We start from the raw sequence: 24,237 nt of genomic DNA on the forward strand, positions 1-24,237 counted from the left end.
GATATATATATGCCTCTTTTAACTACAGCCTTTTTAGAACTTCTGGCTTATTTAATGAGTCATCACAGTATGCTGTATTTTTATTATTATATATAATATTGTTTTTTAATAATTTTATTAAAAAAAGTAAATTTAATAATTTTGTTTTACTTTTATCTTTTATAGATTTTATAATTACTGAATCAATTATAGCATATATCATTTTTGCAATATATATTCTATATAAAATTATATTAACGAGAGAAAAAATATATATAAAGGCATTCACTATCTTTAATATTGTATTATTAATGACTCTTCTTTCTGATAAAATCATCGGTGCTATATCAAAAATCATTAAAACAATGATGATGGAAGATGGATATCCTAGATTAAGTGCATCATATACTAAAATTACTGAAACTTTTGAAAATTCACCAATAAATGGCTTTGAATTAAGTTGGAAAACCCCTAGTTGGGATATAATATCTATATACTTCTATGCATTTGGGTTTATAGGAATAGTGATAATATTAATATTCCTATTTTATTTTGCTTACTCAACATATAATATTTTATCAGTCGTTTTTTTATTATATATAGTTACAAATGCAAGTTTAGTATCATCTTTAAATATATTAATAATTGTAATTTCATTTTATATAATGTATGCTCATAAAAATCTAAAACTTATTAAGGAAGGAAATAAATGAAAGGCATAATCTTAGCAGGTGGTTCAGGAACAAGACTTTACCCTATAACAAAAGGTGTTAGCAAACAACTAGTTCCTATCTACGATAAGCCCATGATTTATTATCCGCTTTCAGTATTAATGCTTGCTGGAATAAAAGAGATCCTTATTATCTCTACGCTAAATGACCTACCAAGATTTGAAAAACTTTTAGGTGATGGATCTGATATCGGTATAGACTTTAGCTACAAAGAACAACCTTCTCCTGATGGTCTTGCACAAGCTTTCATTTTAGGAGAAGAGTTTATAGAAAATGACGATGTTTGTCTTGTCCTTGGCGATAATATTTTTTATGGGCAAGGACTTACTGACCTACTTGCTAAAAGTGTTAAGCATGTTCAAGAAGAGAATAAAGCGACAGTTTTTGGTTATTATGTAAAAGACCCAGAGAGATATGGTGTTGCAGAATTTAATGAAAACGGTGATGTTATAAGTATTGAAGAAAAACCATCTGAACCTAAGTCTAACTATGCAGTTACTGGTCTATACTTTTATCCTAATGATGTGGTTAGAAAAGCTAAGAATGTAAAACCAAGCGATAGAGGCGAGTTAGAGATAACCACTCTCAACCAAAGCTATTTGAATGAGAATAGACTTAAGGTCGAACTTATGGGTAGAGGTTATGCTTGGTTAGATACTGGAACTCATGAGTCTCTACTAGAAGCAAGTATGTTTATACAGACTATTGAAAATCGTCAAGGTTTAAAAGTTGCCTGTATAGAGGAGATAGCTTATGAGATGGGATATATCTCAAAAGAAAAACTTTTTGATTTAGCACAACCACTAAAGAAAAATCAATATGGACAATACTTGACTAGAATAGCACAAGAAAGTAGTATAAAATAATGAAATTTTTAAGAACTAAAATACCTGATGTAGTTATCTGTGAAGCTATTGTTCATGGTGACCCTCGTGGTTACTTTGTTGAAACATTCCGCCAAGATAAACTTGAAGAATTTCTAGGTTTTAAAATAAACTTCTGCCAAGATAATGAGTCTAAAAGCTCTCGTGGTGTTCTTCGTGGTCTCCACTACCAATTAGCTCCATCGGCTCAAACAAAACTTGTTCGTGTAATCCAAGGGAAAGTCTTAGATATAGCAGTAGACATAAGAAAAGAAAGTCCAACCTTTGGTCAACATGTTGCAGTTGAGATGACAAGTGAAAATAAAAGACAACTTTTCGTACCTCGTGGATTTGCTCATGGATTTGTAGTTTTAGAAGATGATACAATTTTTGCTTATAAGGTTGATAACTATTATTCACCTGAAAATGATAGAGGTATCGCTTTTGATGATGAAGATTTAAATATCAAATGGCAAATAAATGCTTCTTCTATTAACCTTTCTATAAAAGATAAAATTCAACCTAAACTAAAAGATATAAATGATTTATTTGAATATGGGGTAAATTATTATGAGTAAAATCTTGGTGACTGGTTCCAAAGGGCAAATGGGAAGTGAACTTAATGAATTAGCATCTCTATACCAATATGATTTTTTCTTTACAGATAGAGACTCTCTTGATATAACTAATGAACAGAGTATTAGAAACTATATAGAGATACATAATATTGATGTCATCATAAACTGTGCAGCATATACATTAGTTGATAAAGCTGAATCACAAGAGTTAATATCAGATACTATCAATCATAAAGCAATTGAATCTTTAGCTCAAATCTCCAAAGAAAAAAATATTAAACTCATCCATATATCAACTGATTATGTGTTTGATGGTAAACACTATAAGCCATATATTGAACTAGATGCCACATCTCCAAATAGCGTCTATGGAAGTACAAAACTTAGTGGAGAAAAAGTACTTCAAGATATTAATCCTCAAAACTCTATTATTATCAGAACTTCATGGGTTTATTCATCATTTGGAGTTAACTTTGTAAAAACTATGCTTCGTTTAGGAAATGAAAGAGATTCGCTAGGTATAATATGTGACCAAGTTGGTTCTCCAACTTATGCAAGAGATTTGGCTAAAACTATTTTGGATATTCTTCCGAATATACAGAAGAAAAATGTGGAAATTTATCACTATACAAATGAAGGTGTCTTATCTTGGTATGACTTTGCAAAAGAAATCATGAAGATGGCAAAAAAAGACTGTAAGATAAATCCAATAGAAACCAAAGACTACCCAACCATAGCTTCAAGACCACACTATAGTTTATTAAACAAATCTAAAATTAAACAAGAGTTTAATATAGAAATTCCTTTTTGGAAAGATAGTCTTGATGAATGTTTGAAAGTTTTAGGAGAAAAAAAATAATGAAAAATATATTAGTAACAGGATGTGCAGGTTTCATTGGTAGTAACTTCGTTCCATACTTTTTAGATAAATATCCAGAGTACAACATTGTCAACCTTGATTGTCTTACATACGCAGGAGATTTAGAAAATCTAAAAGAGTGTAAAAATAACCATAAATATAAATTTATAAAGGGTAATATTTGTAATCGCGAATTAGTAGAGTTTATATTTAACGAATATAATATAGAAGGAGTTATCCACTTTGCAGCGGAGTCTCATGTTGATAACTCTATTAAAAATCCGGGTGTATTTATAGAAACAAATGTAAATGGCACTTATATACTTGTAGACGTTGCTAAAAACTACTGGATGAATTCACCATTTAATTATAAAAAAGAATATAAAAATTGTAGGTTTCACCATATAAGTACAGATGAAGTTTATGGAAGTCTTAATGAAACAGACCTATTTACAGAAGAAACACCATATGCTCCAAATTCTCCGTACTCAGCGTCAAAGGCAAGCTCAGATATGATAGTTAGAAGTTATCAAGAGACTTTTGGATTAAATACAGTTATTACAAACTGCTCAAATAACTATGGTCCAAAACAGCATGATGAAAAACTTATTCCTACTATTATTAGAAAAGCACTAGCAGGAGAGAAGATACCAATATATGGTGATGGCAAAAATATAAGAGACTGGTTATATGTACTTGACCATTGTAAAGGGATAGACTTAGTTTATCATAAAGGAAGAGAAGCTAATGTCTATAATATTGGAGGAAGAAATGAAAGGAGTAATCTTCAAATTGTAGAAGCAATATGTACAATATTAGATAAAAAAGTTCCATCAAATAGAAGCTATAAAGAATTAATAACTTTTGTAGAAGATAGAGCTGGGCATGATAGAAGGTATGCCATAGATGCAACAAAACTTGAAAATGAATTTGATTGGAAAGCCAATGAAGACTTTGACAGTGGTATTGTTAAGACTATTGAATCGTACTTGGATAAATATGCAAAGTAGTATTTGTATTGCAACATATAATGGTGAAAAATATATTTCAGAGCAGCTATCTAGTATACTTAAGCAAATAAATAAAAATGATGAAATAATAATAATTAATGACTGTTCTACTGATAATACATTGATGTTGATAGAACAAATACATGATATAAGAATTAAAATATATAATAATATTAAGAATAAAGGACATGTATATAGTTTTTCAAAGGCTATAGGTTTAGCAAATAATGAAATTATATTTTTATCAGATCAAGACGACATATGGGTTGAAAATAGATTTAATATAATGAAAGACAAGTTAATAAAAAGTAACAGTTCATTGTTGACATCTAATTTTTCCACCTTTAATTATATATATAAAAGTGATTATGTATTTAAAGATAATCTAAATCCTGTGCAGGAATCAGAATCTTTTTGTAATATTAAAAATATAATAAAAATATTCTTAGGAAAAATATCATATTATGGCTGTTGTATGGTAATAAAACATGATATTAAAGAAATAATATATCCTATTCCTAAATATATTGAATCACATGATATTTGGATTGCTTTAATCGCAAATTTATTAGGAAAGAATTTACATATTAACGATATGTCATTATTTAGAAGAATACATGATAATAATGTGTCTGTAAAATCAAAGCGAAAAATTCTTAAAATTCTTAAAACAAGAGTTATCTTTTCTATCTCAATTTTTAATATTTTATATAGAATTATAATAATGAAAATACGAAAAATACTATAATACGGAAAGGAAAGAATAGATATGTTCAAAAATAAAATACTACTTATTACAGGGGGAACCGGTTCTTTTGGGAATGCTGTTCTTCGTAATTTTTTGAATACTGATATAAAAGAGATACGAATCTTTTCTCGTGATGAATTAAAGCAAGATGACATGAGGAAAAAATATCAAAATGATAAACTTAAATTTTATATAGGTGACGTAAGAGATACTAACTCTTTAGAAGATGCTATTAAAAATGTAGATTATATATTTCACGCAGCTGCTTTAAAGCAAGTGCCATCTTGTGAATTTTATCCTATGCAAGCAGTTCAGACAAATGTGATAGGTACTGAAAATGTTTTAAATACTGCTATTAAATACAAAGTAAAAAAAGTTATAGTTCTAAGTACTGATAAAGCTGTATATCCTATAAATGCTATGGGAATAAGTAAAGCTATGATGGAAAAAGTTGCAGTTGCAAAATCTAGAAATCAGAATGACAATGAAACAATAATATCTTGTACTAGATATGGAAATGTAATGGCAAGTCGTGGTTCTGTTATACCATTGTTTATAAATCAAATTAGAGAAGGCAATGATATAACTATTACAGATCCTAATATGACTAGATTTATGATGAGTTTAGACGATGCTGTAGATTTAGTAATGTTTGCATTTAAAAATGGTAACAATGGTGATATATTTGTACAAAAAGCACCAGCAGCTACTATTGAACTTTTGGCTTCAACTTTAACTAAACTATTAAATAAACCAAAGCATACTATAAAAGTAATAGGTACTAGACATGGTGAAAAACTATATGAAACACTTTTGACTAGAGAAGAGATGCTGAATGCTATTGATATTGGTAATTACTACAGAATTCCATCTGATACTAGAGATTTAAATTATAATCAATATTTTATAGATGGCGAAGTGATAACAGAAGCTACTGATTATCATTCACATAATACTCATAGATTAGATGAAAATGAGATGAAAGATATGATATTAAGTCTTCATGAAGTTCAATCTGAATTAAAAGAATTTGGAATAATATAAGTGAATGTATTAATTACTGGTTCAAATGGATTTATTGCTAAAAATTTAATCGAACATTTAAAAAGAGATGAAGATATTAAATTGTATTTATATAGTAAAAAGGATTCTTTAAGTATTTTAGAAGCTTATGTAAAAGAAGTAGATTTTATATTTCATTTAGCAGGTGTTAACCGCCCTGAAAATATAAATGAGTTTTATACTGGGAATAGTGAACTAACTAATACTATAGTAAATACTTTAATTGAAAACAATAAATGTACTCCTATATTATTGTCTTCATCTACTCAATCTGAGTTAGATAATGATTATGGCAAGAGCAAGAAAGAAGCTGAAACTTTATTAATTGATTATTCAAAACAATCTAATGCTAATGTTTATATATATAAGCTACCAAATGTATTTGGTAAATGGTCAAAACCAAATTATAACTCTGTAATAGCTACTTGGTGTAATAATATTGCGAATGATTTAGATATAGAAGTAAACGACAAGAGTGTAGAATTGAGTTTAGTTTATGTAGATGATGTAGTTAAATCTTTTATTGAGAAATTAGAGAGTAAAAATGATGAACAATATTTCAATATAGATACTATTTATCAAAAAACTTTAGGTGAGATAGAAGAATTACTTTATAAGTTTAAAGACAATAGATGTAGTCTAGTTATTCCTAATGTTGCTTCTGGGTTTGAAAGAGCTTTATACGCCACTTATTTAAGCTACCTGTCTAAATATAATTTTTCATATAGTTTAAATGGTCATCAAGATGATAGAGGTACTTTTTATGAGATACTAAAAACTTTAGATAGTGGGCAATTTTCATTGTCTACTACAGCTCCTGGAGTTATTAGAGGAAACCACTACCATCATACTAAAAATGAAAAGTTTTTAGTAGTAAAAGGTGAAGCAACAATAGAGTTTAGACATATCATAACTAATGAAATTGTTAGTTATAAAGTAAGTGATAATAATATGGAAGTAGTAGAAATGATACCTGGTTATACTCATAATATTAAAAATACAGGTGATGAAGAGATGGTGTTGTTTTTATGGGCAAATGAAACCTTTGACCAAGATAATCCAGATACATATTTTCTAGAGGTACAATAGATGAGAAAATTAAAAGTAATGACAGTAGTAGGAACAAGACCAGAGATTATCAGATTAGCTTGTGTAATACAAAAGTTAGAAGAGTCAGAAGCTATAGAACATATTATTGTACATACTGGACAAAACTATGACTATGAACTAAATGAAGTGTTTTTTAAAGACTTTAATCTTAGGAAACCTGACTATTTTTTAAATGCAGCTATGGGAACCCCTACAGAGACAATAGGTAATATTTTGATAAAAATTGATCCAATATTGGCCGAAGTCAATCCTAATGCTTTTTTAGTTTTAGGAGATACTAACTCTTGTCTATGTGCGATACCTGCTAAAAAAAGACAGATTCCTATCTTTCATATGGAAGCTGGAAATAGATGTTTTGATCAAAGAGTACCGGAAGAAACAAATAGAAAAATAGTAGATCATACAGCTGATATAAATATGACATATAGTGATATTGCAAGAGAATATTTACTTAGAGAAGGCCTGCCTGCTGATAGAATTATAAAGACAGGAAGTCCAATATATGAAGTTGTACAATCCAAGCTTGAAGATATAAATAATTCTAACATTTTAAGTGAATTGAGTCTTATTAAAGGTGAGTATTTTGTAGTATCTGCACATAGAGAAGAAAATATAGGAAGTGATAAGAACTTCTTTAATTTAGTAGATACATTAAATGAGATTGCTAAGGTATATAATATGCCAATTATTGTATCAACTCATCCTAGAACAAGGAATAAAATAGAGGTGAATAATGTTGAATTTAATCCACTTATTAAACTTATGAAGCCATTAGGATTTAATGATTATAATAAGTTACAACTGGATTCAAAAGCTGTTTTAAGTGATAGTGGTACGATAAGTGAAGAATCATCAATAATGAGATTTCCTGCATTAAATATAAGACAATCGCATGAGCGACCTGAAGCTATGGAAGAAGCAAGTGTTATGATGGTAGGACTTGAAAAAACCAGAATTATGCAAGCTTTAAAAGTTTTAGAAGCTCAAAAAAAAGATACTTTAAGCGCTGTTGCTGACTATAGTATGCCAAATGTATCTGATAAAGTATTGAGAATTATTTTAAGCTATACTGATTATGTAAATAGAGTAGTTTGGAAGAAGTTTGACTAAAAAGAAGATTCTAATCGTAACAGAATATTTTTATCCTGAAGAATTTAAGATAAATGATATTGCTATTTCATGGAAAAAAGCAGGTTATGATGTAGACATATTAACAACCGTTCCAACATATCCAGAAAGTAAAATATATAATGGATATAAAAATAAATTTTATCAAAAAGACAATTGGAATGGAATAAATATTTATAGAGTTAAAGCAGTAACTGGTTATAAAACTAGTTTATTTAAAAAACTTTTAAAATATTTTTCATTTATGATACTTGGTAGTATTGTTAGTTTAAGAATTGGGAAAAAATATAATTATATTTTTGGATTTAACATGGCTTCATTAACAGGTATGGTACCTGCTGTAATAATTAAAAAACTTTACAATAAGCGTTTGACTTTTTGGGCTCAAGATATATGGCCTGATAGTGTTTATGCTTATGGATTTAAAAAAACAAAACTTCTTTCTTATATTTTAGATAAATTTGTTGGTTTTATGTATCATAATATTGATAATATTGCTATTTCGGGAAAGGGTTTTGAATCAAAACTAAAACCATATGCTAAGGAAAGTTTAGAGTTTAATTATTTGCCAAACTGGGCAGATGATTTAAACAATAGCTTAGAAGCATATGAGTTTACTAAAGATACTAGAGTGCATTTTACATTTGCAGGGAATATTGGAAAAGTGCAAAATTTGGAAAACATTATAAAAGCATTTGATGGTCTTTCAAATAATTATCAAAATAAAGCACAGTTAAATATTATAGGTGATGGTTCTGCTTTGGAGGATTTGAAAAATATAACAAAAAGAGACAATATTATTTTTCATGGTAAAAAGCCAAGGAAAGAGATGGCTATGTACTATAAAGCTAGTGACTTTTTAATTGTATCTTTAATAGATAAACCTATATTTAGTGTTACTGTTCCAGCTAAAACACAAACATATATTTTAGCGGAGAAACCAATATTAGCAATTATAAATGGTGATGCAGCTGATATAATAAAAGAAAATAACTTAGGATTTACAGCTCATCCTAAGGATATTGATGAAATTAAAGATGTTTTTATACAAAGTATAAACCTAAGTAAAGAAGAGAAATCAATTTTTACAAAAAATTGTAAAAACTTAACGGAAAATACTTTTAATAAAGATAAGATAATCAATTCTTTAGAAGAGTTATTAGTTAAAGAAAAGTAGGAAATTCCATAATGATATATCTAATACTATTAATACTCTCTTATACACTTACATACCTAATAAAAAACTACTACATCAAAAATGCTATACTTGATAAAATAAATGAAAGAAGTTCACACACCATTCCTACCCCTCATGGTGGTGGTATAGCTTTAGCACTAACTTGGTTTATAGGACTTATCTATCTATACTTTATAGATGCTATCGACACAAGTCTTTTTTATGCTTTATTTTTTGGTGTAGTTATCTCAGTAGTAAGTTTTTTTGATGACTTATATGAGCTAAGCCCAAAGTTGAGACTTCTCGCACAAGCTAGTGTAGCTATTGGTGGAATCTATGCTCTTGGTGGATTTGGCTCTATAGGTTTGTTTTTCTTTAGTATTGAAAATCAAATTATTACAAATATATTTGCTTTTTTATTGATAATATGGTTTATAAATCTTTATAACTTTTTAGATGGTATTAATGGTTATGCAGGAAGTGAAGCTATATTTTTAAGTATTGCTGGTTTTTTACTTTTTGGTGGAGATCATTTTATAGTACTGGCTCTTGCAACTCTTGGGTTTTTATACTGGAATTTTAATAAAGCAACGATATTTATGGGAGATGTAGGAAGTACTCTTCTAGGATATAATATTGCTATATTTACTATTTACTATACAAATCTAGAACCAACAAATCTGTGGATATGGATTACACTTTTTGGAGTTTTTTGGTTTGATGCTACTTTAACCTTAGTCCGAAGAAAACTAAACGGTGAAAAATTATCAGATGCACATAAAAAACATGCATATCAACGACTAACTCAAGCTGGATGGAGTCATTTTAAAGTTACTAACTATTCTATCCTTTTAAATATAGTGTTGTTCTCGCTTGTTTACTATATTTCAAATATTTTTATAGCATTTTTAATATCTATTGTAATACTATACGGCTCAGTGAAGTTCGTAGATAGTAAAAAGGTATTTTAATGTTTTATCTTGATAAAAGAATATTGAATTTTTTAGTAATAATATCTTTAACATTTATTACATTTTGGTGGACATTTTTTATTTTTCATCAAGCATTTTATATATATATAGTTTTAAGTGTTGTCTTTATCCGTATGTTTGCATCTAGATTTTTATTTAATGATTATTCTTTATCTTGGTCAAAAGCTTCTCAAAAATCTTTTCTTATAAAAAGTTTTGTATATATAACAGCCTTTATTGTCTATCTACCTATATTCTACGGAAAGATAAGATTTTCATTTATGGTCTCAGAACTATTTTTATACCTGTTTAGCATAAATTTTACTTTGTATATTTACTATTATTTAATAAATAAAAGTAAAATACAAAAGACAAAGTCTGTTGTTATCTATGGTGCTGGTAGAGCAGGTATCAAACTAGAATCTGAATTTATACATAGTGAGTATAAGGTTAAATATTTTGTAGATGATGACAAAATAATTCAAAATCGTTCTATAGACGCTATAAAGGTTATTTCTAGAGTAAAACTAAAAGAGAAATTGGGAGAAGTAAAACTTGATTTATTGGTTATTGCTATGCCTTCAGTTTCTCAGGAAATAACAAAAGAAATCTACAATGATTTGAGTATATATTTTTATGAAATAAAAGTTTTACCATCAATGGATGAAATGCTAGAGAATAAAGATTTGTCTACACAGCTAAAAGATATATCTGTTGAAGATCTTCTCGCTCGTCATCCTAAAGACTTAGATAAACAAAAGATAAATAGTTTTATAAAAGACAAAATAGTTTTGGTTACTGGTGCTGGTGGAAGTATAGGTAGTGAAATATGTAGGCAGTGTGAAAAGTTTGGTGCTAAAAAACTAATAGTATTAGATCACAGTGAATACAATCTTTATACAATAACTGAAGAACTTAAATATGTAGAAGTTACTTGTGTTATGCAGAGTGTAGTAGATGCTAATAGTTTAGAGAATACATTTAAAGTTCATAAACCAGATATTGTTATTCATGCTGCGGCCTATAAACATGTTCCTTTAGTTGAAGCAAATATACATGAGGGAATTGTTAATAATGTTTTAGGTACTAAAAATGTTATAGATATATCTATAAGATATGGTGTGAAGAAGTTTGTTATGATCTCTACAGATAAAGCTGTAAGACCTACCAATGTTATGGGAACGACAAAGCGTATATGTGAGCTTTATGCTCAAAATAGCAATGGTCAAGGTACTGATATAGTGGCTGTTAGGTTTGGTAATGTATTGGGTAGCAGTGGAAGTGTTATTCCTAAGTTTAAGTCTCAGATAGAAAATAAAAAAAATATAACTGTTACTCACCCAGATATTACGAGATATTTTATGCTGATACCTGAGGCATGTGAACTTGTTTTACAAGCTGGAGCTATTGGCACAGGTGGAGAGATCTTTATACTGGATATGGGTGAGCCTATAAAGATAGTTGATTTAGCCAAAAAGATGATTGAACTTAGTTGTTCTAAAGATATAGAGATAGAATTTACAGGGCTTCGTCCAGGAGAAAAACTTTATGAAGAGTTACTTATAAATGATACAGATTGTAAAACAGAGTATGATTCTATAACTGTTGCAAAACCTACAATTTATGATATTGGCAAATTAAATAAAGATATAGAAGAGTTAATAGTTAGTAGTGAAAAGCTAAAAAAGTTAAAAGAGATAGTCCCTGAGTTTAATCATCAGACTAATATAAAATAATAATTAAATATAAAAAAAAGGCTAAAGATGCAAGACAAAGAACAAAATGTACAAAGATATGAAGAAGATGAGATAGATTTAAGAGAGCTATTTAGAACTCTAATGAAGAATAAAATTAAAATTGCTGTTTTAACTTCAATCATCACAATAGCAGCTATTATTTATGCTTATTCTGTTCCAAAGGTATATGAAGCAAAAGTTATACTTAAAATTGGTGAATATAAGATTGCTAATGCTAATGCTAATGCTAATGCTAATGCTAATGCTAATGCTAATGCTAATGCTAATGCTAATGTAAGCTTTAATGCTAGCGATAAAATTGTTATTGCAGATGGTTCTGAAGTCTCTAAAGAATTAGAGATTCTATTTATTGATATTATGAAAAATATAAAAGGTAGAGAGTCTGAAATAAAAAGTATTGGATTATTGAAAAAGCAAAAAAACTTTTTAGAAATTACAGCTCTTGGTTCTTCAAATGAAGGTGCTATATCTGAAGTAAAAAAAGTTGTTAATTATATACAAGTAAAGCATAATAAAACGCTTGTTGATGTTATGAAACTAAATAAAACGAATGTTGAACAAATTGAAGGAAAGTTAGCTCTTCTAAAAAATAAAACTCTTCCGTCATTAAAAGAGAAAATAGCTAGATATAAAAAAGATATTAAAATTTATGAAACTAACTTCATTCAAGTTCAAAATAATCTTCAAAAAATTAAAAGTTTGAACCCTACTCTAGCAACAATTCAGATAAACGAGCAGAGATACTTAGCTGATATGCTTATCCAATTAAAAGATTCTCGTGAGAAATTTGAAAATGAAAAAAATGATATTGAAGTTGTTCAGATAGAAAAACATAAAGAAAATTTAAATACTTTAAAAGTTTTAATGAAACCATATAATTACAGGAACACTGAAATTATTGGTAATATTATGACAAATGATTATGCAATAAAACCAAAAAAGAAGTTAATAGTAATTGTTGCTTTTGTAACTGGTCTGATTTTATCTATATTCTTAATATTTTTTATTGAGTTTATTAAAGGTTTTAAAGAAGAAGAAAAGTAGACTGCCAAGTTTGCTCGCAGTGACGAGGTATGTCATTGCGAGGAACGAAGCAATCTAGCTACGATGCGCTCACAATAATGCGGTATTTAAACTAAAACATGTCCTACAAACTTACTCATATTATCAAGTATCTCTCCACCTTTTCTAAAGCTTAGACCACATGACTCATAAGCGAAGAAAACACCGGCTTGATATTTTTCTCCTTTTTCATCTTTATTAAAATCAACATACTCTTGATAAACTTTTTTGTAGTTATCATATGGTCCTTCGACTTGCTCTGATACTTCGCCGTTGATTTCTATAATCTTAGTATTGGCACCTTCTCTTCCAAATACAGTCTTCTCAACTTGTTTAACACCATCTAAAGGCTCAAAAGATGTTTTTAGGAGATATGGTGAGTCTGGAAACAGATCGCTCATAATCTTCATTATACCCTTTGACTGAAAGAGCAAGGTATATGCAGGATTTAGTATTATTGCTTTTTGATTTTTTATAATATTGCTTAATGTAGTCGCAAGTTCAGGTTCATCACTTCCTATATCTTCCCAAGGAAATAGTTTAAACCAGTACTCATATTGATTATCATGAGCGTCAAATATGCCATTTTCATCAAAGTTCACATTTTGCAAGTATTCAAAACTTGTATTAAAACCTGCATCTGTAGCCATTTGTTGAAGTAGTCTTGTTGTTGCTTCTTCTTCATCATTGCCCTCTACAGATGAAAACAGTATCTTCCACCCATCATAACGTTCTTCAAATAGTTCTATATCGTCTTCTAAAGTTACAAGTTTTTTGAAGTTTTGGCTTATTGCTTCATATACATTGTTAAACTGCTTCTCTTCATTCATGTTGTTGTTTTGAAGAAGAGCCCATTGAAGTAGAGTAGTCTCAAAAAGAGATGTTGGAGTGTCGGCGTTAAACTCTATTAGCTTAATGTCTTGACCATCAACTCCCCCCGCTAAATCAAAACGTCCATATATATGCCAGTGAACATCATTTTCCCAACTCTTTTTTATAGTTTCTATAAGATTAAATGGAATGCCAAGTTCAAAAAACAGGTCATTTTCTATAACATATTCAGCTGCTTCAACAAACATATCATATATATTGTTTCCAGCTTCATAGTATTCATTAGCTTCTTCTTGTGTAACTTGAACAAGTTCATCGTTTATATACTTTGTCCCGTCACTATCAGTATGCCAAGTAAAACCCAACTCTTCAAGTTTATTATCATCAAGTGGATTTAATTTTTGTAGTTTAATCATCCTCCGAAACTTTTACTTCCATAAGACGACTTCTTAGAATTACCACCGAAAAAGCTTTTTTTAGAAGAACCTTTAGATGCTCTTGAAGCAGCTGAACGACTATAAGCGCTCTTATTTACACTACCAGAACGTTTTGAGAAGTTCTTATTATTCATAAGAGCATTTCCAATCATATTACCTAAAAGTGAACCTGCAGCAACTGCTAAAATAGTTCCAGCTAGACCCATTCCTGCACTGCTATCTCCACTCTGAACTGTTTCAGAAGTTCCATTTTGAACTTTTTGATACTCTTGTTCTGCTAAGGCTTTCATCTCAGCTTCATTCATAAAACGTTCTACTGTATTCCCATTAGCATCTTTTTCACGTATAATAGCTCTACTAGGACCCTCAGTTGGCATCTCTTCAACTACTATATACTTTCCGTTTGTTTGTTGTTCTATTACTAAGAAACGATTTTGTGCCTCTTGTTCTTGTCCAGATGAACAGCCTGCTAATACACCCATCATGACTATTCCAGCACTGCCTAATGCAGCACCAGTTGCTATACTTGAAATATGTTTCATTTAATTAAATCCTTTTTTAATAATATTGTTTTTTCTAGAGAGTAGTCATAAAATGTTATTTGAGTTCTTCCATCATAATATACATCTCCTACATAAGTGTATTTAGCGTCATTGTAAGTGATGTTTTTTTTCATTAGTAGCTTTTCTCCAAGACTATAACCTACTGTAGGAATAAGAGTCGAGAGAGATACAACAGATAGAAGACCAATAACAATAAAGCTTAGTCTTGTGTTGTTGATATAGGTAAATATAAATCCAATTACTAAACTTGTTATAGCAAAAAAATAAATATTTTGATGATCTGCAAACAAAATATTGTAATATAAATCAATTTCGTAAAAATCTATATAGTTATGCTTAATACCAAGAAATACAAAAAAATCTAAAATAAATGTGAAAAAAATACCAGTTAAAATTGCTTGAATTAATTTTGTCATCTTATCTTTTTCCTTTTTTTATGATTTATCTTATAAAGAGAAGAAGAACTATTTTCACTCAGTCCATTCTTATTTTCTATTATTATATCAGCTTTTTCTTCGCAGAAGTCACGATTGAAATTTTTGCTTGATTCATTTGCGGAAGTAGAGTAGTGCCAAAAGTTTGTTCTTAGAACTTGAGAATCAAGAGGACTAGAAGCTACTCTAAAAGCACTATTTTTTACTATAAAAGTAGTTTTTTTAGCTCGACGTACAGTGTTTTTATATTTATCTGGAATTCTATGCCCAGAAGCCACAAGAGTTTTAAAATCTTTATAGACCTTTATAAATGCTTTTGTGGGTTTTCTAGACTTTATCTCTTGTAGTTTTAGAGCATCTTGAGATAAGAAACCGACAGTTGTGTCGGTTTGGGTTAGAATAACTTTCATTTCTTATGCGAGAAAGTCTTGTAGTGCTTGAGATTCTGACCATGAGCCATCACCCATCTCATCAAGTGCTAAGATAAGAGCTCTTGCTGCACTTAAAGTTGTGAAGTAAGGAATACTTTTTCTTAAAACTTCTTGACGAATAACTACGGCATCTTTCTTAGATGTGTTGTTATCTGAGGTATTTATTGCCATTGCTATTTCATCGTTTTTCATACTGTCTTCAATATTTGGACGACCTTCTGAGATTTTAAGAACGCGCTCACAAGGTATACCTGCCTCTTCTAAAATTACTTGAGTACCATGAGTTGCAACAAGTTTAAAACCATGTTTATGTAATCCACTTGCAATCTCTGATGCATGACATTTATCTGCATCTACGAATGATAAGAAACAAGTTCCTTCTGTTGGAATTTTATTTCCAGCTGATAGTTGAGCTTTTGCAAAACTAACACCAAAGTTTGAACTAATTCCCATAACTTCACCAGTTGATTTCATCTCAGGAGAAAGAACAAGGTCAGCACCATTTAGTTTATGAAAAGGAAAAACTGCTTCTTTAACAGAAACATGACCTTTAAGTTTAGGTTTTAAAAGACCGTTTACTTCTTGAACGATGTCATATTTGTCATAATATTCTAGTGCACTTCTAAGAGTCTCACCAACCATTACACGAGTAGCAACTTTTGCTAAAGGCATACCAGTAGCTTTTGATACAAAAGGAACTGTTCTAGATGCTCTTGGATTAACCTCTATTAGGTATATTTCATCTTGAAAGATTGCGTATTGAACATTCATAAGACCAATAACACCAAGACCAAGTGCTATAGTTTTAGTTTGTTGCTCTACTTTTTCAATCATTTCATCAGATAAGTTTACTGGAGGAAGTGAACAAGCACTATCTCCAGAGTGTATTCCAGCTTCTTCAATGTGTTGCATTACAGAACCAATATAAACTTCTTTACCATCAGAAATGGCATCTACGTCTAACTCAATTGCCTGATCTAAAAACTTGTCAATGAGAACAGGAGCTTCATTAGATACTGAGATAGCAAGAGCCATATACTCATTTAACTCTTCATGGCTATAAACGATTTTCATACCACGACCACCAAGAACAAAAGAAGGACGAACTAAAACTGGAAAACCTAGTCTCTGGGCAATTGGTCCAGCTTCTTCTTTTTTACGAGCTAAGCCATTTTCAGGTTGTTTAAGTCCATGTGAGATTACAAAGTTAGAAAATTGCTCTCTATCTTCTGCTAGGTCTATTACCGCTGAAGTAGTTCCAATAATTTTTGCACCTATTTTAGTAAGCCCATCTGCAAGTTTAAGAGGAGTTTGTCCACCAAAGTGAACAATAATTCCATCTGGCTGCTCATTTTCTATAACTTCTCTAACATGTTCAAAGTCAATTGGTTCGAAGTAAAGTACATCAGAAGTATCATAGTCTGTAGAAACTGTTTCAGGATTACAATTGTACATAATACATTCAATATCCATCTCTTTAAGAGCAAAAGCAGCATGTACACAACAGTAGTCAAATTCAATACCTTGACCTATTCTGTTTGGGCCACCACCAAGAATTAAAACTTTTTTCTTATCACTAACTCTATTTTTTGCAGTTGGAGATGCAGTGATATTTGTAGTAGAGTAAAGGTATGGAGTAAGAGCTTCAAACTCAGCTGCACAAGTATCTACTTCGTTAAACTCTAAAGATACACCCAATGCTTTTCTTTTATCATAAACTTCATTTTCACTAACAGTCTGATTAGAGTTTGTCGCTATTAACTGAGAAATTCTTTTATCTGAAAAACCATCAACTTTAATGCTTCTCATAAAATCTGCATCAAAAAGGATTTTATCAGTTATTTTGGATTCAGATTGAAGTAACTCTTCTAGTTGGTAAAGAAACCATGGGTCTATTTGACAAGTATCAAACATATCTTCAACACTTATACCACGACGAAAACCTTCAGCTACATAAAGAATACGCTCAGCATTAGGACGTCTAATCTCATGTTTAACAAAAGCGTCATCTGCATCTATTGGCTCAAAACCACATAAACCAGTTTCAAGTGAACATATAGCTTTTTGTAGAGATTCTTTAAAAGTTCTACCTATAGCCATAACTTCACCGACTGACTTCATACTAGTACTAAGTGTATTTCGTGCTTCAGGGAATTTCTCGAACGTAAAACGAGGAATTTTTGTTACAACGTAATCTATTACAGGCTCAAAAGATGCAGGAGTACCTGTAATGTCATTTGTTATTTCATCAAGTGTATAACCAATAGCTAAGAGTGTCGCAACCTTTGCAATCGGATAACCTGTAGCCTTAGATGCCAAAGCAGAAGAGCGAGATACACGAGGATTCATCTCAATAACAATCATTCTTCCTGTTTTAGGACAAATTGAAAATTGAACGTTTGATCCACCAGTGTCAACACCAATCTCTCTTAGAATATCAAAAGAAGCATTACGCATTCTTTGATACTCTTTATCAGTTAGAGTAAGAGCAGGGGCTACTGTTATAGAATCTCCAGTATGAACACCCATTGGGTCGAAGTTTTCAATTGCACAGATAATGATACAATTGTCAGCCTTATCACGGATAACTTCCATCTCATACTCTTTCCAACCAAGCATAGACTCCATAATTTCGATTTCATTTACAGGAGATGCTGAGATACCTTCTTGAGCAAGTTTTTTAAACTCTTCCATATTGTATGCTACACCAGAACCACCACCAGCAAGTGTAAATGAAGCTCTACTAATTACAGGAAAACCAATTTCCTTAACTACTTCAACTGCTTCTTCAACACTATATGCATTAGCACTCTTTGGTAAATCCATACCAATTTTTATCATAGCTTCATTAAAAGCTGAGCGGTCTTCACCCTTATGAATAGCTTCAGGAGTTGCACCTAAAAACTCTATTCCTTCAAGCATACCTTTTTCATACATGCTAGTTGCAACATTAAGTGCAGTCTGTCCACCCATAGTTGGAAGAACAGCATCTACCTTCTCTTTTTTAATTATACGCGCTATAACATCTTCTGTAATAGGCTCTATATATGTTCTATCCGCGAATTCTGGGTCTGTCATAATAGTTGCAGGATTTGAGTTGATAAGAACTACGCGATAGCCTTGCTCTTTTAGAGTTTTAACAGCTTGAGTTCCTGAGTAGTCGAATTCACAAGCTTGACCGATGATAATCGGGCCTGAACCTATAAGTAAAATAGTGTTAATGTCGGTGCGTTTTGGCATTTTTTACCTTCTGAAATATGTATAAAATAAATTTTTTTATTATAGACAAAAGGCACTTAATATTTGATGAGTTTGAACTGCTTTTTTTAATATTTGAAAGTATATATAAGTGATAGTAATCCTGAGTAAATATAATCTTTATCAACGATAGGACTATTAGCCGCTTCATTAGAGATTTTATCTATTCTGAGATTTACAAGTGCAGATAGATTCTTTGTAAAAGGATATTTAATATATGTCTGAGCTCCTATTTGTAGACCAGCATTAGGAGTGTATTCTTCTCTACTTCCTAATGCTTCTGAGTCTTTAACACCATAATAATAGTCTGTAAAATCTGATGACTGATATATGAAAAATAGGCTAGGGTATAGTGAAAAATTTGCAAATTCATAATCATATCCCACTTCTGCCTTAGCTATCCAAGATTCATATCTATCTAACAAATCTGTTAATATCATTATTTCCATATATGCTTTATCTATTTTTGCACTAAAAGCAAGTCCACCTTCCCAAGTATCTTTTCTCTCATCCATACCTTCAATATCAGATGACTCATATCCATTAACCCTAGGTTGTGCAGTTAAAGAAAATCCCCACGAATAATCTTCTCTTTTTTCACCATAAAAATAAACTCCTACTCTTGTCCATCTTATATATGCAATCCCATTATCATAGAAAACTACAGGGGAGGGAAGTATTGTATTATCTACATCTGTATAAGGTTGTGTCTGGATATATAATCCAACTCCTATTGTAATGTTTTGTTTTTCATCTTCGGCTTGAAGGCTTGAAAATATAAGTACTAAAATTAATATGTATTTCATTTAACTCTCTTTATCATGTGAAAATAGCTTGGATTGTTTGACTCATAGTAAGGCTCAATAAGTGCATTTTGATAACCTTGAGATTTTTTTACAGATATTACACGTCCAACTTTTAAACCCTTAAAAAATATTTCATCAAGACCAGATGTGATTACTTCGTCGCCTTTTTCTATTTTAAACCAAGCAGGAATAAACTTAACAACTAAGTTTTTAGCATTATTTCCATGAGCAATACCTGGAGCTCTTTTTTTGCCAACATAAACTGCATAGGAGCTTTGAATATCTCTATTTAGAAGACAAAGAGCTTTTCCATTTTCTGCAATAACTATTCCTGCAACTAATTCATTGTATGTTAAACCATAAATTTTAGATGAATTATAGTCTTTAACATCTACCCAAATTCTATTTAAATCCCCAAATTTTTGATAGGAAATTGCTCTTATAAGTTCTACTCTTGGATTTGTCTTTAATTTAGAATTATTTGCTTTAAAAAGGTCATTTACCTCAGATGCCATCTGCTGCATAACAAGGTGATTATTTTCGTATTTATGAAGTTTATCTTTTAGTTCTACGATACGGTTTGCTTGGAATATATGTTTGTCAATATTGTCTTGAATAAATTCTGTGGAGTTATGATAGTTTGATTTTAAGTAGTTAAGAGCTGAAATTAACGGCCCTTGAATATTGTTTGTATAGTATAGTGCACCCACGAAGAGTGCGATAAAAAGTGAAAAAAAGCCGAGTAGCTCTTTATTCATTTTCGAAAAGTTCTTGTAGTAAGTCTATCTCTTCTAGTGCGCGACCAGTTCCACGAGCTACAGCAAGAAGTGGCTCATCTGCAACATAAACAGGAACTTTAACAATATCTGCTAAGTATTTGTCTAGTTGACGAATTAGAGCACCACCACCAGTTAAGATAATACCGTGGTTTACGATGTCACCTGAAAGATCAGGTGGCATTTTCTCTAACACATCACGAAGTGCTTCAGCAATTTCTTTAAGAGGTTCTTTCATAGCTTCTCTTGCATCTTCACTAGTTAGCTCTACAGAACTTAAAAGACCTTCAACCTGATCTCTACCGTTAACGACCATAGTGATTTCTTCAGCCAATGAAACAGCAGTTCCAATGTTGATTTTAATCTCTTCAGCTGTTCTTTCTCCGATAAGAAGATTATATTTTTTCTTTACATAATCAACTATACCTTTATCAAGTTTGTCTCCGGCTGTTCTGATTGATTTAGATAAAACAAGTCCACCAAGTGATACAACACCAATTTCAGTAGTACCACCACCGATATCAACAACTAAGTTACCTTGAGGCTCACGGATATCAATTCCAGCACCAATTGCAGCAGCCATAGGCTCTTCAATTAGAAAAACTTCACGAGCACCAGCACTTAATGCAGATTCTCTAACCGCTTTTCTTTCAACCTGAGTAAGACCATAAGGTACACATATGATGATTCTAGGACTAATAAGAGAGCTTCTTCCGTGAGCTTTTTCAATGAACTTTCTAATCATTTTTTCTGTCATATCAAAGTCTGCAATAACTCCATCTCTCATGGGACGAATAGCTTTAATATTTCCAGGCGTTTTACCAACCATCTCTTTAGCTTCGCGACCAACCGCTAAAACTCTTTGATGACCATACTTTTCAGTTTTAACAGCAACAACTGATGGTTCATTGATAATAATTCCACGACCTTTTGCAATTACAATTGTATTTGCAGTTCCTAAGTCGATAGATAAGTCGTTTGAGAAAAGCCCTATTAGTTTGTTAAATATCATCTTTTTTACCTTACGCTATTTGCTTTGTTGATTTTTTTATATATACAGGATCTTCATCGCCATTAATCACTTCTTTTGTAATTAATACTTCATAACCTGCGTACTCAGGAAGTTCATACATAATGTCAATCATTTTCTCTTCTAGTATGGCACGAAGACCACGAGCCCCTGTTTTTCTTTTTATTGATTTAGAAGCAATTGCTTTAAGTGCATCCTCTTCAAAATTAAGTTCAACATCATCAATAGAAAATAATTTTTTGTACTGATTGATAAGAGAGTTCTTTGGCTCAGTTAAGATGCGAACCATATCCTCTTCACTAATCTCATTTAGTGAGGCGATAATTGGTAGACGACCAACAAGCTCTGGAATAAGACCATAAGATACTAAATCATCTGGCTCAACCATATCGTAAGTAGTCTTTTGCTCATCCTTACTTTTCTTGTCATGACCAAAACCTAAAATATTGTCACCCTGTTTTCTTTTAAGTATTTCATCAAGACCATCAAATGCACCACCACAAATAAATAATATATTAGCAGTGTTAATAGTAGTAAATTCTTGGTTTGGATGTTTTCTTCCGCCTTTAGGTGGAATATTTACTTCTGCACCTTCAACAATTTTAAGAAGTGCTTGTTGAACACCTTCACCTGAAACATCTCTTGTTATAGAGCGGTTTTCACTCATACGAGAAACTTTATCTACTTCATCAATAAAAACGATTCCTTGCTCAGCTCTAGTAACGTCGCCATCAGCTGCTTGGATCAGTTTTGTTAAAATATTTTCAACATCTTCTCCTACATAACCAGCTTCAGTAAGACTAGTAGCATCTGCAATAGCAATAGGAACATTTAAGACTCTGGCAATAGTTTGTGCCATAAGTGTTTTACCACTTCCAGTTGGTCCAATTAGTAAAATATTAGATTTCGCAATTTCTGTATCATCATCAGTTATGTTTTTTGTTTTAAAAATTCTTTTGTAGTGGTTATATACAGCTACACTAAGAAGTTTTCTAGCTCTTTCTTGACCAATGATATACTCGCCTAAAAACTTGTTTAACTCTTTTGGAGTCATAAGATTGTTTACTGCTTGAAGAAGTTCTTCTTCATTTGCAACTTCACTCTCTTTTTCATCTCCAAACATTATTTTATATGCTGAGATTACACAGTTTTTACAAATATATACACCATTACCAGCAATTAGCGGGTTTTCTTCGCTTTCGCTTGCATCACAAAAACTACAATGTCTATGTATCATACACTTTTCCTTTCAAATGGTATTCCTCTTTTTGTTTTTAGAACAAAGTCACAAAGATCATTTACATAATGATTTTGAGTACTCTCTAGAAGTAAACTTGCACTCTCTTTTAGAGGTTTTCCAGATTCGAAAAGTTCTCTATAAGCAGCTTTAAGTTCATTTATATCATCTCTATTTAGATTTCTTCTAAGCCCAGTAAGGTTTAGACCTCTAAGAGATGCACGATTACCCTCAGCCATGCAAAATGGTGGTACATCTTGTGCAAGTGCTGAAGCTCCACCAACCATTGCATAGTCACCAATATGTACAAACTGATGAATAGGTGTCATTCCACCAATTACTGCATAATCTCCAACTTCAACATGTCCAGCTAAAGTTGCAGCATTCGCTAAAATACAATGATTTCCGATAATAACATCATGTCCAAGGTGCACATAACCCATAAAAAGATTATGGTTACCAATGATAGTTTTTCCACCACCACCTTTTGTCCCTGGATTAAAGAGTGTGAACTCTCTTATCTTATTATTATCTCCGATGATAAGCTCAACTTCTTCACCAGCAAATTTTAAATCTTGGGGAATTGAGCCAATAACAGCATGTGAAAAAATAGTATTATTTTTTCCAATTGTTGTTTTGCCATAGATGCAAGAGTTTTGAGCTATCTTTGTACCGTCACCAATTGTAGATTCACCTGAGATAAAGCAATAAGCGCCTATCTCAACATTTTCGCCTATAACTGCACCATTTTCAATAATGGCTTGTGGGGAAATTTTGCTCATATTTTTCTCTTTTTACTTATCAACAATCATAGCTTTTAATTCAGCCTGAGAAACTAAAACATCATCAACATAAGCTTTACCATCTAACATCCAGATATTACCCTTACGTTTTATAACGCTAATACGGTATTCTAATCTATCACCCGGCTTAACAGGAGCACGGAATTTTGCTTTGTCGATACTCATGAAGTAAACAACTTTATTCGCTGCTTCTTCTTCTGTAATGTCATCCATACTTTTGAATGCTAAGATTCCACCAGCTTGAGCCATTCCTTCTAAAATCATAACACCTGGGTAAATAGGGTGACCAGGGAAGTGACCTTGAAAAATGTTATCTCCAATAGTTACATTTTTAAAACCTGTTAAAGTTTCACTTTTTACAAGATCAGTAACACGATCTAAAAGTAAAAATGGGTAACGGTGAGGTATAATTTTTTGAATTTCTATAACATCCATAGTCATAATGAAGAAGCCTTATAAATAATTTTGGATATTTTAGCTAAAAAAAGATTATAAAATGATTAGTTTTTCTCTGGTGTCTTCGTAAGTTTTTGCATCTAGAATGAGAGTAAGTTTAAAATCTATAATAATATCTACTACAATAATAGGGGATAGAG

General features: G+C 31.0%; 24 protein-coding genes. 13 read left to right on the forward strand and 11 right to left on the reverse strand.

All coding sequences use genetic code 11. The features are described 5' to 3' along the window. From QZZ48_RS05260 to QZZ48_RS05320, 13 genes are all read left to right on the forward strand, one after another. A partial coding sequence (locus tag QZZ48_RS05260) for a hypothetical protein (RefSeq protein ID WP_294962746.1) occupies positions 1-692 on the forward strand: 692 nt, incomplete at its 5' end. Continuing rightward, positions 689-1,576, forward strand: a complete 888-nt coding sequence (rfbA, locus tag QZZ48_RS05265) for a glucose-1-phosphate thymidylyltransferase RfbA (RefSeq protein WP_294962747.1) — start codon at positions 689-691, stop codon at positions 1,574-1,576. The genes QZZ48_RS05260 and rfbA, both read left to right, overlap by 4 nt. Beyond that, a complete protein-coding gene (rfbC, locus tag QZZ48_RS05270; protein WP_294962750.1) occupies positions 1,576-2,151 on the forward strand; it encodes a dTDP-4-dehydrorhamnose 3,5-epimerase in 576 nt (191 codons plus the stop codon). Before rfbA ends, rfbC begins: the two co-directional genes overlap by 1 nt. Continuing rightward, positions 2,144-3,010, forward strand: a complete 867-nt coding sequence (gene rfbD / locus QZZ48_RS05275; protein ID WP_294962752.1) for a dTDP-4-dehydrorhamnose reductase — start codon at positions 2,144-2,146, stop codon at positions 3,008-3,010. The genes rfbC and rfbD overlap by 8 nt, the downstream gene beginning before the upstream one ends. Then, positions 3,010-4,020: a dTDP-glucose 4,6-dehydratase gene (gene rfbB, locus QZZ48_RS05280; RefSeq protein ID WP_294962755.1), complete on the forward strand. Its 1,011-nt coding sequence runs from the start codon at positions 3,010-3,012 to the stop codon at positions 4,018-4,020. Before rfbD ends, rfbB begins: the two co-directional genes overlap by 1 nt. Then, entirely contained in the window at positions 4,010-4,768 is a 759-nt protein-coding gene (locus QZZ48_RS05285; protein WP_294962758.1) for a glycosyltransferase, read from the forward strand. The genes rfbB and QZZ48_RS05285 overlap by 11 nt, the downstream gene beginning before the upstream one ends. A gap of 21 nt (positions 4,769-4,789) precedes the next feature. Beyond that, complete coding sequence (locus QZZ48_RS05290) at positions 4,790-5,812, forward strand: polysaccharide biosynthesis protein (protein ID WP_294962760.1); 1,023 nt, start codon at positions 4,790-4,792, stop codon at positions 5,810-5,812. Further along, the gene (locus tag QZZ48_RS05295; RefSeq protein ID WP_294962763.1) at positions 5,813-6,919 is read left to right on the forward strand and encodes an NAD-dependent epimerase/dehydratase family protein; all 1,107 of its coding nucleotides are present in this window, start codon (positions 5,813-5,815) and stop codon (positions 6,917-6,919) included. It begins immediately after the preceding gene. Next, positions 6,920-8,050 carry a UDP-N-acetylglucosamine 2-epimerase (non-hydrolyzing) gene (wecB, locus tag QZZ48_RS05300; RefSeq protein WP_294962766.1) on the forward strand — a complete coding sequence of 377 codons (1,131 nt, stop codon included), beginning with the start codon at positions 6,920-6,922 and terminating at the stop codon, positions 8,048-8,050. Next, on the forward strand, positions 8,043-9,245 hold the full coding sequence (locus QZZ48_RS05305; protein ID WP_294962768.1) for a glycosyltransferase family 4 protein: 1,203 nt from the start codon (positions 8,043-8,045) through the stop codon (positions 9,243-9,245). The genes wecB and QZZ48_RS05305 overlap by 8 nt, the downstream gene beginning before the upstream one ends. A gap of 11 nt (positions 9,246-9,256) precedes the next feature. Continuing rightward, a complete protein-coding gene (locus QZZ48_RS05310; RefSeq protein ID WP_294962770.1) occupies positions 9,257-10,216 on the forward strand; it encodes a glycosyltransferase family 4 protein in 960 nt (319 codons plus the stop codon). After that, positions 10,216-11,952, forward strand: coding sequence for a UDP-N-acetylglucosamine 4,6-dehydratase (configuration-retaining) (pglF, locus tag QZZ48_RS05315; RefSeq protein ID WP_294962772.1), 1,737 nt, complete (start codon positions 10,216-10,218; stop codon positions 11,950-11,952). The genes QZZ48_RS05310 and pglF overlap by 1 nt, the downstream gene beginning before the upstream one ends. Positions 11,953-11,979: 27 nt before the next feature. Further along, complete coding sequence (locus QZZ48_RS05320) at positions 11,980-13,017, forward strand: Wzz/FepE/Etk N-terminal domain-containing protein (RefSeq protein ID WP_294962775.1); 1,038 nt, start codon at positions 11,980-11,982, stop codon at positions 13,015-13,017. An 86-nt stretch (positions 13,018-13,103) separates the two neighbouring features. Here the strand turns inward: QZZ48_RS05320 and QZZ48_RS05325 are convergent, their stop codons facing one another. The 11 genes from QZZ48_RS05325 to fabZ form a co-directional block, all read right to left on the reverse strand. Next, positions 13,104-14,282 (reverse strand): glutathionylspermidine synthase family protein, encoded by a 1,179-nt coding sequence (locus QZZ48_RS05325; RefSeq protein ID WP_294962778.1) that lies wholly within the window; start codon positions 14,280-14,282, stop codon positions 13,104-13,106. Beyond that, a complete protein-coding gene (locus QZZ48_RS05330; RefSeq protein ID WP_294962780.1) occupies positions 14,279-14,845 on the reverse strand; it encodes a hypothetical protein in 567 nt (188 codons plus the stop codon). Before QZZ48_RS05330 ends, QZZ48_RS05325 begins: the two co-directional genes overlap by 4 nt. Next, entirely contained in the window at positions 14,842-15,282 is a 441-nt protein-coding gene (locus QZZ48_RS05335) for a hypothetical protein (protein ID WP_294962783.1), read from the reverse strand. The genes QZZ48_RS05330 and QZZ48_RS05335 overlap by 4 nt, the downstream gene beginning before the upstream one ends. After that, positions 15,279-15,710, reverse strand: coding sequence for a hypothetical protein (locus tag QZZ48_RS05340; protein ID WP_294962785.1), 432 nt, complete (start codon positions 15,708-15,710; stop codon positions 15,279-15,281). The genes QZZ48_RS05335 and QZZ48_RS05340 overlap by 4 nt, the downstream gene beginning before the upstream one ends. Positions 15,711-15,713: 3 nt before the next feature. Next, on the reverse strand, positions 15,714-18,971 hold the full coding sequence (gene carB / locus QZZ48_RS05345) for a carbamoyl-phosphate synthase large subunit (protein ID WP_294962787.1): 3,258 nt from the start codon (positions 18,969-18,971) through the stop codon (positions 15,714-15,716). Positions 18,972-19,057: 86 nt separating this feature from the next. Further along, positions 19,058-19,795 carry a MipA/OmpV family protein gene (locus tag QZZ48_RS05350; RefSeq protein WP_294962790.1) on the reverse strand — a complete coding sequence of 246 codons (738 nt, stop codon included), beginning with the start codon at positions 19,793-19,795 and terminating at the stop codon, positions 19,058-19,060. Further along, a complete protein-coding gene (mreC, locus tag QZZ48_RS05355; protein ID WP_294962792.1) occupies positions 19,792-20,553 on the reverse strand; it encodes a rod shape-determining protein MreC in 762 nt (253 codons plus the stop codon). Before mreC ends, QZZ48_RS05350 begins: the two co-directional genes overlap by 4 nt. Then, positions 20,546-21,583, reverse strand: a complete 1,038-nt coding sequence (locus QZZ48_RS05360; protein ID WP_294962795.1) for a rod shape-determining protein — start codon at positions 21,581-21,583, stop codon at positions 20,546-20,548. Before QZZ48_RS05360 ends, mreC begins: the two co-directional genes overlap by 8 nt. A 10-nt stretch (positions 21,584-21,593) precedes the next feature. Then, positions 21,594-22,838 (reverse strand): ATP-dependent Clp protease ATP-binding subunit ClpX, encoded by a 1,245-nt coding sequence (gene clpX / locus QZZ48_RS05365; protein WP_294962796.1) that lies wholly within the window; start codon positions 22,836-22,838, stop codon positions 21,594-21,596. Beyond that, positions 22,835-23,620 (reverse strand): acyl-ACP--UDP-N-acetylglucosamine O-acyltransferase, encoded by a 786-nt coding sequence (gene lpxA, locus QZZ48_RS05370; protein WP_294962797.1) that lies wholly within the window; start codon positions 23,618-23,620, stop codon positions 22,835-22,837. Before lpxA ends, clpX begins: the two co-directional genes overlap by 4 nt. A gap of 12 nt (positions 23,621-23,632) precedes the next feature. After that, on the reverse strand, positions 23,633-24,082 hold the full coding sequence (gene fabZ, locus QZZ48_RS05375) for a 3-hydroxyacyl-ACP dehydratase FabZ (RefSeq protein ID WP_294962799.1): 450 nt from the start codon (positions 24,080-24,082) through the stop codon (positions 23,633-23,635). Positions 24,083-24,237 lie beyond the last annotated feature (155 nt).

The organism is Sulfurimonas sp. (genome assembly GCF_016744025.1).
Lineage (GTDB): Bacteria > Campylobacterota > Campylobacteria > Campylobacterales > Sulfurimonadaceae > Sulfurimonas.

Excerpts from the sequence above, each read along its gene's own strand:
- carB (WP_294962787.1), bottom strand. The coding sequence starts at position 18,971 with ATGCCAAAACGCACCGACATTAACACTATTTTACTTATAGGTTCAGGC.
- QZZ48_RS05310 (WP_294962770.1), top strand. The coding sequence starts at position 9,257 with ATGATATATCTAATACTATTAATACTCTCTTATACACTTACATACCTA.
- QZZ48_RS05335 (WP_294962783.1), bottom strand. The coding sequence starts at position 15,282 with ATGACAAAATTAATTCAAGCAATTTTAACTGGTATTTTTTTCACATTT.
- QZZ48_RS05320 (WP_294962775.1), top strand. The coding sequence starts at position 11,980 with ATGCAAGACAAAGAACAAAATGTACAAAGATATGAAGAAGATGAGATA.
- QZZ48_RS05360 (WP_294962795.1), bottom strand. The coding sequence starts at position 21,583 with ATGATATTTAACAAACTAATAGGGCTTTTCTCAAACGACTTATCTATC.
- pglF (WP_294962772.1), top strand. The coding sequence starts at position 10,216 with ATGTTTTATCTTGATAAAAGAATATTGAATTTTTTAGTAATAATATCT.
- QZZ48_RS05290 (WP_294962760.1), top strand. The coding sequence starts at position 4,790 with ATGTTCAAAAATAAAATACTACTTATTACAGGGGGAACCGGTTCTTTT.
- lpxA (WP_294962797.1), bottom strand. The coding sequence starts at position 23,620 with ATGAGCAAAATTTCCCCACAAGCCATTATTGAAAATGGTGCAGTTATA.
- rfbB (WP_294962755.1), top strand. The coding sequence starts at position 3,010 with ATGAAAAATATATTAGTAACAGGATGTGCAGGTTTCATTGGTAGTAAC.
- QZZ48_RS05285 (WP_294962758.1), top strand. The coding sequence starts at position 4,010 with ATGCAAAGTAGTATTTGTATTGCAACATATAATGGTGAAAAATATATT.
- clpX (WP_294962796.1), bottom strand. The coding sequence starts at position 22,838 with ATGATACATAGACATTGTAGTTTTTGTGATGCAAGCGAAAGCGAAGAA.
- QZZ48_RS05330 (WP_294962780.1), bottom strand. The coding sequence starts at position 14,845 with ATGAAACATATTTCAAGTATAGCAACTGGTGCTGCATTAGGCAGTGCT.
- QZZ48_RS05350 (WP_294962790.1), bottom strand. The coding sequence starts at position 19,795 with ATGAAATACATATTAATTTTAGTACTTATATTTTCAAGCCTTCAAGCC.
- fabZ (WP_294962799.1), bottom strand. The coding sequence starts at position 24,082 with ATGACTATGGATGTTATAGAAATTCAAAAAATTATACCTCACCGTTAC.
- wecB (WP_294962766.1), top strand. The coding sequence starts at position 6,920 with ATGAGAAAATTAAAAGTAATGACAGTAGTAGGAACAAGACCAGAGATT.
- mreC (WP_294962792.1), bottom strand. The coding sequence starts at position 20,553 with ATGAATAAAGAGCTACTCGGCTTTTTTTCACTTTTTATCGCACTCTTC.
- rfbA (WP_294962747.1), top strand. The coding sequence starts at position 689 with ATGAAAGGCATAATCTTAGCAGGTGGTTCAGGAACAAGACTTTACCCT.
- QZZ48_RS05325 (WP_294962778.1), bottom strand. The coding sequence starts at position 14,282 with ATGATTAAACTACAAAAATTAAATCCACTTGATGATAATAAACTTGAA.
- rfbC (WP_294962750.1), top strand. The coding sequence starts at position 1,576 with ATGAAATTTTTAAGAACTAAAATACCTGATGTAGTTATCTGTGAAGCT.
- rfbD (WP_294962752.1), top strand. The coding sequence starts at position 2,144 with ATGAGTAAAATCTTGGTGACTGGTTCCAAAGGGCAAATGGGAAGTGAA.
- QZZ48_RS05340 (WP_294962785.1), bottom strand. The coding sequence starts at position 15,710 with ATGAAAGTTATTCTAACCCAAACCGACACAACTGTCGGTTTCTTATCT.